This is a genomic window from Sedimentibacter sp., from assembly GCF_033447055.1.
GTDB lineage: Bacteria > Bacillota > Clostridia > Tissierellales > Sedimentibacteraceae > Sedimentibacter.
In genome coordinates, this window is sequence record NZ_JAWQJF010000110.1 from 1 (window position 1) to 13870 (window position 13870).

Consider the following 13870-nt stretch of genomic DNA (forward strand, 5'->3'; position numbering starts at 1 on the left):
GGTGAAACTGCAGTACTTGGAAATAATGTAACAATGTTTCATGGAGCAACATTGGGTGGAACAGGCAATGAAAAAGGAAAGAGACACCCCACTGTTGGAGACAATGTTACTATAGGAAGTTCGGCAAAAATACTTGGAAATATTTATATAGCTTCAGGTACAAAAGTTGGAGCCAATGCAGTTGTATTAGATAATACGAGTCCGAATTCCACAGTAGTGGGTATTCCGGCAATGGAAGTTAAAAAAGGCAGAATAATCTGCTTAAATGAATATGCAATATAAAAAGAGATGAAGATGCAATTCAGAAGATAAAAAGTATCAAGAAGATATCTTTAGAAAGTCAATTATTGCGAGAATTGAAGATGTAAATATACAATGTCATAGGGGACGGTTTCTAGAGAGAACCGTTCCCTATGACATTTGAGGGAATTTTTGATTTATGTGCTCATGATAACATTACAAACATTTAACTGTAAACAGAATACTAATGATTTAATTGGAAATAATGTCCTTGGAGGTGTTCTACTATGATATCACGTAAATCTGTCATAACTTTCGGTATGGTTGCAATCCCCATTGCAATGTTCACAACCACACAGGATAATGACATACATTTCAATCAGCTTCACAAGGAAGATAACAGCCGCATCCGATACAAGAAGATTTGTGCTCATTGCGGCAAGGAAATAAATACAAAAGACATTGTAAAGGGATTTGAGTATGATGAGGACAAGTATGTGGTTATCACAGACGAAGAAATTGAAAAAATAAAGACAGAAAAAGAAAAATCTATTCAGATTTTGCACTTCGCCCAATTGGACCAGATTTCTCCTGTCTACTATGACAAAACCTATCAGGCAGCACCAGAGGCAGGTGGTGAAAAGGCTTTTGAGCTGCTCCGTTCTGCATTGATGGCTGAACAAAAGATAGCTATCGGTAAAACCGTAATGGGCACGAAGGACACACTTATGGCAATTATCCCAAGGGAGGACGGTATCCTCGTTTCCACAATGTTTTATGCTGACGACATCAAAGAACTTCAAAAACCGTACACTAAGCCTGACGTATCAGAACAGGAACTTAATATGGCAAGGATGCTTATTAATTCAATGGATACGCCATTTGATCCAGACAAGTATACAGATGAATACCAGGCGAGACTCCGTTCTCTAATAGAGACAAAAATTTCCGGAAAAGAAATTGTTGCTCCAAAGTCCGGAAATACTGGCAAAGTCATCGACCTTATGGACGCACTTAAGGCTAGCGTAGAAAAGGCTAAAAAAGACAAGGAATCGGCGCAATTTTATGACTGTGCAGCTAAACGAGTATAACGAAAAACGAAATTTTAAAAAAACCTTGGAACCGGAGGGAAAAAAAGAAAATTCAGAAGAAGGCTTAAGATTTGTGGTTCAGCACCATATGGCCCTAAGAGAACACTATGATTTGCGTCTGGAATGGAATGGCGTTCTTTTGAGCTGGGCAGTACCTAAGGGCCCTTCTTATGATACACATGACAAGAGGCTTGCTGTGCAGGTGGAGAACCACCCGCTGGAATACAGGAACTTCGAGGGAACTATTCCAAAAGGCGAATACGGTGGCGGAGTGGTCATGCTCTGGGATGAAGGGTTCTGGGAACCCCAAGGTAATGTTGAAGAAAATCTAAGTGACGGGATGATGAAGCTTGTTCTGAAAGGGAGACGGCTTAAGGGAAAGTGGGCTTTAGTAAAGTTAAAAGCAAAGATAAGCGAAACTAAGGATAATTGGCTTTTCCTTAAGGAGAAAGATGAGTATGTCAAAACTGACGACGGCATATCCGAATTTATTACAAGTATCAGGACAGGACGTACCATGACTGAAATTGAAGCAGGGCAGGATGAAAAAGTCACACGAAATCCATTCAACACAGCTGATGTTCAGCTTGCCAAATTAATGAAGACAGTTCCCGAGGGTGAGGATTGGCTTTATGAGCTGAAGTACGACGGTTATAGGATTATGGCATTTGTGGAAGGCAACAATGTTCGGCTGATAACAAGAAACGGCAATGATTATACAAAGCGTTTTTATGACATTGCCTCATCTCTGATTGAGTTGGCTGCTGGAAGAGCAATGGTCCTTGATGGTGAAGCAGTAATCACCGACGAGTTAGGCAAGACTGATTTTCAGGCTTTGCAGAACTATTTGAAAAATCATAAAGCACAAAGTCTTACATATATAATTTTTGATCTTCTTGCTATCGATGGGGAGGATATTCGGGGAAACACTTTGATTGACAGAAAAGAAAAGCTTGGAATCTTGATGAAGGATGCACCAAAAAATCTCTACTACAGCCGTTATGTAAGAGGAAACGGAAAGGAAAGCTTTGCTGTTGCATGTGAAGCAAACATGGAAGGCATAGTAGGCAAAAAAGTTGATTCTATATACAGCGGAACAAGAAATGGTGACTGGATTAAACTTAAATGTGATAGGAGGCAGGAATTTGTCATCGGAGGATATACTCTTTCAGATAAAAAAGCCAATGGAGTAAGTTCGCTTCTCCTTGGAGTATATAAGGACGGGGACCTTTTTTTTGTAGGTCGTGCAGGAATCGGTATAAGCGAGACGGACATGAAAATGCTTGAGGAAAAATTCATGAAATTAAAGAAGGACGATTCACCTTTCAAAATTGCACCTAAATCCAGAAGTGATGAAAAAATTACATGGCTTGAACCTGGACTGGTGGCGGAAATTAAATTTGCCGAGTGGACAAAAGATAATCTGTTAAGACATGCAAGTTTCAAAGGGTTACGGGCAGACAAAAATCCTGAGGAAATAAAAAGGGAAAATGAGGAGGATGAGACACAACTCCAGTCATCCGAAGTTGTAGAGAAGACTATGGAAACAAACAGCATAGTTATTGAAGGAATAAAGATTACAAATCCTGACAAGGTGATATTTGAAGACACTGAAATTACAAAAGCAGATGTGGTTCGTTACTACTCACAGGTTTCAGAGCGCATGCTGCCGTTTGTGAGACACAGGATTCTCAGCATTGTTCGCTGCCCTAAGGGAGTGTCGCAAACATGTTTTTACAAGAAGCATCCTGGTCCGGGAAGCAAAGGAATTATTACAGTACCTATTTCTACGGGCAGCGGAGAAACTGAAGATTACTTTTATATTGAGAACACAACTGGACTCATATCCGAAGTACAAATGGGTACATTGGAATTTCATACTTGGGGAAGCCGTATTGATGAGCTTGAAAAACCGGATGTGATGGTATTTGATCTGGATCCGGATGAAGGAATGGAACTGAGCAGGGTACGCCAGGGTGTGAAGGATATAAGAGGCATTCTTACTGAACTCTCGCTTAATTCATATCTAAAGACAAGCGGCGGCAAGGGCTACCATGTGGTCGTCCCATTAAAACCTTCTGTAGACTGGAATGTATTTCACGATTTTGCAAGGGGCGTTGCTGAAGTTATGGAAAAGAAGTGGCCTGAACGATACACAAGCAATGTCAGAAAGGCAAAACGTACAGACAAGATATTCATTGACTGGATTCGAAACGGCAGGGGAGCTACAAGTATTGCCCCATATTCTCTCAGAGCGAGAAAAGGCGGCAGGGTGTCCATGCCCATAGCTTGGGATGAACTTGACACAGTGGCACCGGACGGCATCAGTATGGCAGATGCGCTTTTGAGAATTAAAGGAAATGATCCATGGAAAGACTTTTTTCACAATAACCAGATGCTTAAGTAAAAGTCACTATATTTTGTGAAAAATATCAGAGTATAAATAACAAAAATACCAGTATGGTGGTGTTGTAGGAGCTAAATTAATTATTTAGCTCCTACTTGATTACCTTTTTTCTAAATTATTCAACTGGTTTGACATTTTTTAAATCTACCTTGTAAGGTTCGCCTTTTTCAATTATTATGTGGCCTGATTCATATGGGCCGTCATCAATAGTAATATAAACATTCTGAACACCGTAATATGCGCCCAGTGTGTTAGTTATGCTTTGAAGTATCATTGCTTCAAAGCTGGCTCCTGCATTCATATCTGTAACAAATTCCTTTGATAAGTCAACATGTACACTGTTATCTTCCTCATTATAATTAAGATTATTTATTTTTGTTGCAGTGCTTAAAACTTCAAAAATAGATAAATCTTTTATATTTTTTTCTATTATATCTTCTGGTTCATCATTGGTGTTAAATGAAATTTGAACATCAATAGTATTTAATGTTACTCCATCTACGTTTGGATAATACAATGTAATAGACTGAATGAATGGTTGATTTTTTTCGATACTTGACAATGTTGAAGACACTTCATAACCCTCCCCGTAATTTACAGTTTTAACAAGACCCATGTCTTTCACGTAGTAATCTACAGTTTTTCCTTGTTTTCCTTTAGTTGTAACTTCAATTGCATCAAAATTTCCTTTTTTTGTAACCACTTCTTTTGAAACACTTGTAATAGTTGATGTTGAATTTTCATCAGCAGACCAACTGTTGCCCTCTTTTAAAGGTTCTTTCAGCAATATTTTACCTCCCTCAAATTTATTATCAGTAAAATTTTCTCTAAAATATGTTTCTCCTCTTGAAAAAAGTTGAATTAACTGTCCTTCTTTAATTTCCATTACTTTTACTATTTGAGTTCCGCCATTGTCTGTTCTTGTTTGAATTCGGTTATTATTAACATAATCTATATACGTTGTGAAGTATGCAAATTCATTTTTTTCACCTTCAAAGATACACTTTGTATTTTCAGTAAAAGGATAATAGTCTTCTATTTTTGGAGTCGGTGTTTCAGGAACATTATTCTCAGGTTCAGTTGTAATTTCATTCTCACATGCTGCTATAAGCAATGCAGAAATTAATATAACTGCAAGTAAATTTTTCATATGTACCTCCTATATGTAATACAATCAAAAATATTATATCCATATTTAGTTCTGTTAACAATATTTGTGCATATAAATAGAGATTATTATGAAAATATTAAAAATTTTATTGACAAAGGTGTTGAACTGTTATATTATCCTTTTAATATAATTGCTAAGAAGAGAATAAGTAAATTCACAAGGTATTCAGAGAGAAAGCTGATGGTGAGAAGCTTTTAGCCCACTGTGTATTGAACCCGTCTCTGAGCATTTGGGGGTTGAAACCCAAACGGCAAAAACCGTTATTTTAATGAGATGCTGCATGTTAGTTGTATTTGCAGTAATTAGAGTGGTACCGCGAATTTTTCGCCTCTTTTTCAGAGGCGATTTTTTGTTAAAATGGATGGTAGGTCAAACGCAATGATCACCAAATTTATGCGACCAAAGGGAGCAAATAAATTTGTGTTGGAGACTGCGAAATAATTATCAGGAGGAAGTTATGAAAAAGGAACTAGGTATTATAGGAATTGGAAATATTGGATCAATGTTGCTGAACAAATTTATTGAACTTAATTTATTGGAACAAAAAAATATTTATGTTGCAAATCGTTCTAAAGAGAAACTAGAAAATTTAGAAAAAAAATATCCATCAATAAATATATGCGAAAGCAATGAAGAATTAGCAAAATGCTGCAAAAATATCATGATTTGTGTAGAGCCTCTTAATTTGCCAAATGTCTTGAATGAAATTAAGACATATTTAAATGATGAAACGTATTTAATGATATCAACATCGATGGTAGTTCATAAAGATATAAGCAAATTTCACAAAGGAAGTATCAGTATATTCATGCCTACAATAATATCAATGGTTAACGGCGGTATTACAATTACTTATCACAATGATATTGTTAAAGAAGATGAAAAAATGTTTTTTGAAGGTCTTATAAACAGTTTCAGTGAAGTAAAAGTATTGGGGGAAGAGGATATAAATTTAAGTCAAAATCTTACAGCAAGTTTTCCGGGTTTTTTTGCAGAAATTATGCTTGAATTTGTAAAGTCAGCTTCAAAACGCAGTAAAAATGTATCTTATGATAATCTTGAGCACATGTTGCTGGTATCATTGCTTGGAGCATCAAGATTCCTTCTTGAAAAAAATTTAGGTTTTGAAGAAACTATTAATAGAGTTTCTACAAAGGGAGGCATAACATACGAGGGAGTCAAAGTATTTAAAGAAAAACTTCCCGAAGTATTTGATGCTGCACTGGAGGCATCAACAGGAAGATATGATGCTATAACTAAAAAGGCATCAGAAGAAGTAGATAAACTGATTTAATATAAATTAGTTACAATGCGTAAGATACTATATTTCAAACATACATGGTTGCAAGTAGTGACTTATATTTAATATGTGTCCAGAGCAGATATTGCTCACAATATTATAAACGAGTAATAGTAGAAGCATATTAACTTAAATAAATAACTATATTATGTCTAAAGTTAAAATAGACTAAAAACTAAAAAATAAAAACGCATGTATTTTTTACAAAATAGATGCGTTTTTTGGTGTGATTATTGTTTCAAAAATAGTTGCAAAATTTACTGTAAAAGTCTAATTCCACTTTCAAGTAAACCTGTTAATATTACTTGATTGATTTTTTATATTACTATGAGTGCGTTTATTTATACACAACAACTTAGAGCTTCTAATATAAAATATGTAATTATAATTAAAACAATCATTGGTTTTTGCGGATGTTTGGAGAACAGTATATTCAGGTGGAATTTAAGTAAATAATAATTTCATATGTTTAAAGAATTAAAAGTAACAATAAATATGTATTTGGGCTATTTTGTTGACATTGTAACGATTTTGTGCTAAACTTTATGCGTATTTAATATACAAAGGTTTGCAAATGTTGTCATTATAAAAACAACAGTATAGACAACTCATTAAAAAATATGCTTCTAAGGGGGGATAAACAGTACAATAATTAGAAATTAAAACAGGTTTTCATTATTTAATCTAAAGTAAATAATTAATGTAAATATTTAAAATAGCTTTATATAAAACTTAATCAATAGTTAGAATGGATGCTTTTGAATTAATAATTTTAGCATTATTATACGTAATTATATTTTAAATAATTGGCAAACGATAACTCAATGTAAGAGTGAATATTAAAATTAGATAAATAATTAGAACAGGTTTTATGGACAAAATTTTAAATTGTAATTTACAAATTAACTATTAACAAAAGGAGAGAAGTGTAAAATGGAAAAAGTTAAAGAAGTTCAAAATTTTAAACCATTTATACCTGCGGATAAGATATTGCCTGAATTTACTAAAACATCCTTATTGGTGGGTATTTTGCTTTCTGTAATATTTGGAGCAGCAAATGCTTATTTAGGTCTTAAAGTAGGTATGACTATTAGTGCATCTATACCTGCTGCAGTAATTTCTATGGGTATTATAAGAGGAGTTCTTAAAAGAGATTCAATTCTAGAAAACAACTTAGTACAAACTATTGGCTCTGCTGGTGAATCAGTAGCAGCTGGAGCTATATTCACTTTACCTGCACTATATATGTGGTCTACTGAGTGGGGAACTGAAGCACCAAACTTATTAATGATTGCTATAATTGCAATGATTGGAGGTACCTTAGGGGTATTGTTTATGGTACCACTTAGAAAAGCTTTAATTGTTGAGGAACATGGTATATTACCATATCCTGAAGGTACTGCCTGCGCAGAAGTTTTGCTAGCAGGTGAAGAAGGTGGAGAAAAAACAAAGACTGTTTTTTCTGGTTTAGTTTTAGGTTCAATTTATAAATTTTTAAGTGAAGGATTAAAGCTTTTCCCTAATGAAATTGAAACAACAATACCTGGATACAGCGGTGCGGCTATAGGCGTTGATGTCTTACCATCTTTATTAGGTGTTGGATTTATAATAGGACCTAAAATTGCTGCTTATATGTTAGGTGGTGCAGTATTTGGATGGTTTGTATTAATACCGCTCATTAGTAATTTAGGAAGCCTTGCACCGATTATATTAGCACCAGCTACTGATCCTATCCAAACATTGGATCATTGGGGATTGTGGAGTAATTATATAAAATATATTGGAGCTGGAGCAGTTACTTTTGGAGGTATATTTAGTTTAGTTACATCTTTACCTCTTATTGCAAGAACTTTTAAAGATGTTATAAAGAACTATTCAAATGGTGGCAGCTCAAGTCAAATTCTTAGAACTGATCAAGATATGTCAATGAAGGTTATAATTATAGGAGTTGTATTAGTCGTAGTAATTATGGCAGTTCTTCCGGTAATTCCTGTTGGATTTATTGGGGCTGTTACAGTAGCATTGTTTGGATTTCTATTTGCTGCTGTTTCATCAAGAATTGTAGGATTAATAGGAAGTTCTAATAACCCTGTATCTGGAATGACTATTGCGACACTTATAATTACAGCTTTTATTTTTAAAGTTTCTGGAAATGTAGGACAATCAGGTATGATTGCAAGTTTAACTGTAGGAGCGATTGTAGCTATTATTGCAGCTATTGCAGGAGATGCTTCTCAAGATTTAAAAACTGGTTATATCGTCGGGGCTACTCCAAAATATCAACAATATGGTGAAATTATTGGTGCGCTAGTTGCGGCATTAGCAATTGGAGGAGTTTTAAACTTGTTAAACGCTGCTTGGGAATTTGGTTCTGCTGAGTTACCAGCACCACAAGCAACTCTTATGAAAGTAGTTGTTGAAGGTGTTATGGGTGGAAATCTTCCTTGGACATTAATATTCATAGGAGCTTCTTTAGGTATCGGTATACAAATATTAGGACTTCCTGTACTTCCTGTTGCAATTGGATTATACCTCCCTATACATCTAAGCGTTGGTATTATGGTAGGTGGAATTGTTAGAGGAGTTATCGATAAGAAATTAAATAAAGCTAAGGACGTAGAAGCTAATAATATTCAGTTAAAAATAGATACTGGAATATTATATAGCTCAGGATTAATTGCTGGTGAAGGTCTTATAGGAATTTTATTAGCTGTCTTTACAGTTGTCGGATTGAATTTAAATCTAGGAATTGACCTTGGAGCAATAGGTTCAATTGTATTATTTGGTTTATTGACTTTTTCACTTATAAGAAAATCTTTATTAAATAAAGCAAAATAATGCAATAATAAGAGGGAATGTATTTTCCTCTTATTTCTATTTGTAACAATGAGGTGAAGTATGAGTAAAAAAATAAAAAAACATGATAACTTTTTAGAATTAACACCAAAAAAGGTTGATAAATACCAATGGATTGAAGATCAAGATGGAAAAATACAAGTAATAATTCCAAGAAACGGATTGCTTAATAAGATAGTTAGAGTTTTTAAAAAAACTCCAAAAGATTACAAAGTAGATTTAGATTTCTTTGGAAGTTTTGTTTTTAAAAACATAGATGGACAAAATAATGTACAAGAAATTGGGGTTTTATTAAAGAATCAATTTGGAGAAAATGCTGAACCAATATATGAAAGACTTACAACCTTTATGACCATCTTAAGGCAAAATAAGTTTATAACTTTAGAGAAAACTGTATATTAATGGGGGTGCTTTATGGAAAATGTATTAGAAAATTTGAAACCTGAGTCAGTGTTTAGAAATTTTGAGGCACTGACACAAATTCCTAGAGGATCAGGAAATGAGCAACAAATAAGTGATTTTTTGGTTCAATTTTCAAGAAAAAATAATCTGGAAGTTATTCAAGATAAAATATTAAATGTTATTATTAATAAGAATGCAACTCCTGGATATGAAAATGGTAAAAGGGTAATTCTTCAAGGTCATATGGACATGGTTATGGTAAAAGAAGAAGGTGTTGATTTTGATTTTGAAAAGGATCCGATACCTCTTATAGTAGAAGGGGATATGATAAAGACTAAAGGGACTACTTTAGGTGCTGATAATGGTATCGCTGTAGCCATGATAATGTCTATATTAGAATCTAATAATATAGCACATCCGCCATTAACAGCATTATTTACAGTATCAGAAGAAACAGGGATGGATGGAGTGGTAGGTTTAAATCCAGAACATGTATCTGGTGACATACTAATTAATTTGGATTCAGAAGAAGAAGGAGTTTTCTGGGCTTCTTGTGCTGGTGGTGTAAATGATATTGTTGCTCTTCCTGTGAAAAGTAAGGATGCTTCGAAGAACAGTACATTTTATGAAATAAATATTGGAGGTTTGCTTGGGGGACATTCAGGATCTGAAATAAATAAAAACAGAGCAAATGCTATAAAATTGTTAGGGAGACTTCTTCAAATTTTAGATGAAACATTAGAATTTGATATTGCTTCTATACAGGGCGGAAATAAAATGAATGCAATACCTCAAAAAGCCAATGTAGTTATATCTGTACAAGATAAGGAGCTAAGCAAGCTGCAAAAAGTTATTGGTGAGATACAAGGGATTTTTAGAAATGAATATAGCAGTGCTGACCCAAATGTTTTTATAGAATTAAAGAGCACAAACAATAATTTCAAAGTATTCAGCACAGATACTAAAGAAAAGTTAATTTCTATTTTACGCTTGATTCCATTTGGAGTGCAGACTATGAGCAACGATATAGAGGGTTTAGTGGAAAGTTCAAATAATATTGGTGTTTTGGAAACTAAAGATGATGCAATTATCTTTAACAATGCTATTAGAAGTTCAGTAAAAAGTCGTAAAAATGAAATTATTAAAAGAATTGAAGTTATTTGTAACTTAACAGGGGCAACTATGGAATTGCATGCTGATTATCCAGAATGGCAATATAAAAAAGATTCACCAATTAGAGATTTAATGTTAGAAGTTTATAAAGAAAAATATGGGAAAGAAGCAAAAGTTGAAGCAATCCACGCAGGATTAGAATGTGGCTTTTTAAAGGAAAAAATAGGGGACATAGATATGATTTCAATGGGACCCAGCATGTATGATGTTCATACAACTAGTGAACGTTTAAGCATTTCTTCCACAGAAAGAGTCTTTGATTTTCTATGCGAAGTATTAAAAAGGATAAAATAATATTAACTAATATTAAAATAGACTAAAAGCTAAAAAACTAAAACGCATATATTTTTTACAAAATAGCATGCGTTTTTCTTTTTATTTAATTTTACGAAGTTTTGTTTTGCGTGGTTCTTCCTGTATACATTCCCATTGTTTCAATGAGTTTAACATGTAATTGGCTATATCCATTTCATATACTTCATTCAACAGCTTAGAAGAAATAACATCATTTGTTTTGCCATAAGAAGCAATTTTACCATTATCCAATAACAAAATATTGTCTGCTAGATTTATTGCCAGGTTTAAATCGTGAAATACTCCGATTACTGTATGATTCTCTATTTTCGACCAATCTTTAAGAAAGTCAATTAATTCAGTTTGATGCTTTAAATCCAGATGGTTAGTAGGCTCATCCAGCAATATTATGTTTGGTTCCTGAGCTAATGTTCTTGCTAAATAAACTCTTTGTAGTTGACCTCCTGACAAAGTGTTTATTTGTTTATTCTTACAATTAAACAATCCAACGGCTTTTAAACACTTATCAGCATATTCTCTGTCTTTTAAAGAAGGCTCCTTAAATGCGTTACCTTTCATATGCAAATATCTTCCAAGGAGAACAGTTTCATAAACAGTATATGAAAAATAAATTGTAGATATTTGACTCATGACTGCGATATTTTTAGCAACTTCTGTTCTATTCATACTATCAAGATTAATTCCGTTGATTATAATGGTTCCACTATGAGGAATAAGCCCTGATATAGTTTTAATCAACGTTGTTTTTCCACAGCCGTTCGGTCCTAAAACACATAAGTTTTCACCTTTAGCAACACTCAGAGAAATATTTGATATCACATCATGACCTTCATATCCTGCAGATACATTATTTAAAGTTAGCATTTATAACTCCTTTCTTTTAGAGAAATATACATAGGCAAAAAACGGTGCACCTACTAATGCCGTAATTGTCCCTACAGGCAATTCCGAAGGTGAAACTATTGTTCGTGCTACTAAGTCGCATATAACCATAAAAGCTCCTCCAAATATCATTGACATAGGAATTACAATTTTATGAGAAGAACCGAAAACTTTTCTTACAACATGTGGAGCAATCAAATCTATAAAACCAACTACACCTACAAATGAAATAGCACTTCCTGTTAGCGCTGCAGATAAACCCAGCAGAAGCCATTTTACTTTTTGCACATCAACTCCAATTGTAAATGCCTGTTCTTCACCAAATGTCATTATATCAAGTTCTTTCGAATAATTTCTGATGACTATTACTCCTATTATAACAATAGGAAATAAAACTATTACATTTGACCAATCTTTTAGTGCGAAACTTCCCATCTGCCAGAATGTGAGCTGTGTCAAATGTTCTTTTGACATGGAAGTTAAAAGCGTAAGAATAGCATTGACAAATAATGAAAATACCATACCAACTAAAATAATTGTGTTGTTTTCTAAATTTTTATCCATTTGAGAAGCAAATTTAACGGCTGAAAAAACTGTTAAAAGTCCAAAAAATAATCCAACAGCAGGCAATGTGAACATTCCTAAAAATGGTATGTTAAAACCTGTTACAATTACAAATGCAGCACCTAATGATGCACCCGAAGAGACACCAAGAGTATATGATGAGGCAAGTGGATTTTTTAGAACTGACTGCATTACCGTGCCGCTGACAGCAAGTGCTCCTCCTACCAAAAATGCTAATATTGTTCGTGGAAGTCTTAAGTTCCACATTATAGATACAGAGACATTAGGAATATCTTGTGCTAACGGTATATTAAATAGTTTGTTTGAAATGATGTTCAATATATGGCTGGCAGGCACATAAATACTTCCAAGTCCTACACCAATCAGTAATACTATAATACATATTATTATTGATATAATTATTTTAAACTTGATTTTCATTTTAAATATATTTCTGGATAAACAGCCTCAGCCATTTGTTGCAATGCTTTTACTATATTATGGTTTGAAAGAGAGCTTGCATCCTTGTCAATGTAGTAAACATCATTGTTTTTAATGGCTGTTACATTTTCCCATCCTGCTCGGGATTTAATTTCATCTACAGCATTTTCAATGTAGTCTACATTTGTTAGTATTATATCTGGATTGGCTGCAACAATTGCTTCATCTGTTACTGATATCCATTTTTCTTCATTAGATAATAAATTTTCTGCACCTATTATTTCTATCATTTCATTTAAGAACACACCTTTTCCAAAACTGTACAATTCAGGTGCTCCTGCTATTTCAAAGTAAACTGTTTTCTTTTCTTTAATTGTTAAACCAATTTCTTTAATTTCAGCTATTTTTGTTTCCATGTCGGATATAAGTTCATAACCTTTGTCCGTAACATTCAGTGATTCTGCAATAAATAAAATATCTTCATAAATACCTTCAATACTGTCACTTGATGGGATGTATGCTAAACAAATACCCATGTTCTTTACAGGCTTGTAGGGATCATTTCCGTCTTTCATGCTCATTCCTGTTGCATAAATAACATCTGGCTCTAGTGCAATAAGTTTTTCTACATCTGGAGTCATCATGTCAAAAAATTGAATGTTTTCAGGCAAACCCGGTATATCTGCAGAATATGTGTCAGCTGCAATAATTTTGTCTCCAAAACCTAAATCAATCAGTATTTCGGTGTTTGAAGGAGACATTGAAATTATTTTTTTGATTTCTTTTGGAACGGTTATTTCATTTCCTGCTCTGTCTGTTGTTGGCAACGTAGACAGTTTATCTTCAGATGTTTCATTTGGTTGTTCAGGCGCTTGACTTTGAGTGCAAGCAGTTAGCAATGCAATAACGGTTAAGATTAGCATAACTAAAAAGATTTTCTTTTTCATATTATCCTCCGATTTAAAGTATAAACATCAATGCATTGAGGTTATTACATAAAAAAACGTTCCGATTTATAGGAACGTAAA

Annotated in this window: 11 protein-coding genes and 1 other annotated feature; of the genes, 7 read left to right on the forward strand and 4 right to left on the reverse strand. The window is 33.8% G+C overall.

Going from position 1 to position 13870, the window contains the following annotated elements:
* The 3 genes from SA378_RS07485 to ligD all read left to right on the forward strand — a co-directional run.
* Positions 1-282, forward strand: a 282-nt coding sequence (locus tag SA378_RS07485) for a serine O-acetyltransferase (RefSeq protein ID WP_412178682.1), incomplete at its 5' end; no start/stop codon positions are given.
* A 245-nt stretch (positions 283-527) separates the two neighbouring features.
* Positions 528-1331: a Ku protein gene (locus SA378_RS07490; protein WP_318525364.1), complete on the forward strand. Its 804-nt coding sequence runs from the start codon at positions 528-530 to the stop codon at positions 1329-1331.
* On the forward strand, positions 1306-3738 hold the full coding sequence (gene ligD, locus SA378_RS07495; protein ID WP_318525365.1) for a DNA ligase D: 2433 nt from the start codon (positions 1306-1308) through the stop codon (positions 3736-3738). Before SA378_RS07490 ends, ligD begins: the two co-directional genes overlap by 26 nt.
* A 115-nt stretch (positions 3739-3853) precedes the next feature.
* On the opposite strand, the gene SA378_RS07500 is transcribed toward ligD, so the two are convergent.
* Positions 3854-4888 (reverse strand): GerMN domain-containing protein, encoded by a 1035-nt coding sequence (locus SA378_RS07500; protein WP_318525366.1) that lies wholly within the window; start codon positions 4886-4888, stop codon positions 3854-3856.
* A 147-nt stretch (positions 4889-5035) separates the two neighbouring features.
* Positions 5036-5244 (forward strand) — a binding site (T-box leader).
* A 122-nt stretch (positions 5245-5366) separates the two neighbouring features.
* On the opposite strand from SA378_RS07500, the gene SA378_RS07505 reads away from it, so the two are divergent.
* The 4 genes from SA378_RS07505 to SA378_RS07520 all read left to right on the forward strand — a co-directional run bounded on the left by SA378_RS07505 (position 5367) and on the right by SA378_RS07520 (position 10934).
* Complete coding sequence (locus SA378_RS07505) at positions 5367-6203, forward strand: NAD(P)-binding domain-containing protein (RefSeq protein ID WP_318525367.1); 837 nt, start codon at positions 5367-5369, stop codon at positions 6201-6203.
* A gap of 939 nt (positions 6204-7142) precedes the next feature.
* Entirely contained in the window at positions 7143-9047 is a 1905-nt protein-coding gene (locus SA378_RS07510; protein ID WP_318525368.1) for an OPT family oligopeptide transporter, read from the forward strand.
* A 60-nt stretch (positions 9048-9107) separates the two neighbouring features.
* A complete protein-coding gene (locus SA378_RS07515) occupies positions 9108-9467 on the forward strand; it encodes a PqqD family protein (RefSeq protein WP_318525369.1) in 360 nt (119 codons plus the stop codon).
* A 12-nt stretch (positions 9468-9479) separates the two neighbouring features.
* Positions 9480-10934 (forward strand): aminoacyl-histidine dipeptidase, encoded by a 1455-nt coding sequence (locus SA378_RS07520; protein ID WP_318525370.1) that lies wholly within the window; start codon positions 9480-9482, stop codon positions 10932-10934.
* Between the two features lie 81 nt (positions 10935-11015).
* Here the strand turns inward: SA378_RS07520 and SA378_RS07525 are convergent, their stop codons facing one another.
* The 3 genes from SA378_RS07525 to SA378_RS07535 are packed head-to-tail and all read right to left on the reverse strand — an operon-like array spanning position 11016 to position 13789.
* Entirely contained in the window at positions 11016-11819 is an 804-nt protein-coding gene (locus SA378_RS07525; protein ID WP_318525371.1) for an ABC transporter ATP-binding protein, read from the reverse strand.
* The gene (locus SA378_RS07530) at positions 11820-12842 is read right to left on the reverse strand and encodes an iron ABC transporter permease (protein WP_318525372.1); all 1023 of its coding nucleotides are present in this window, start codon (positions 12840-12842) and stop codon (positions 11820-11822) included. It lies immediately after the preceding gene.
* Positions 12839-13789, reverse strand: a complete 951-nt coding sequence (locus tag SA378_RS07535) for an ABC transporter substrate-binding protein (RefSeq protein WP_318525373.1) — start codon at positions 13787-13789, stop codon at positions 12839-12841. Before SA378_RS07535 ends, SA378_RS07530 begins: the two co-directional genes overlap by 4 nt.
* Between the last annotated feature and the right edge of the window lie 81 nt (positions 13790-13870).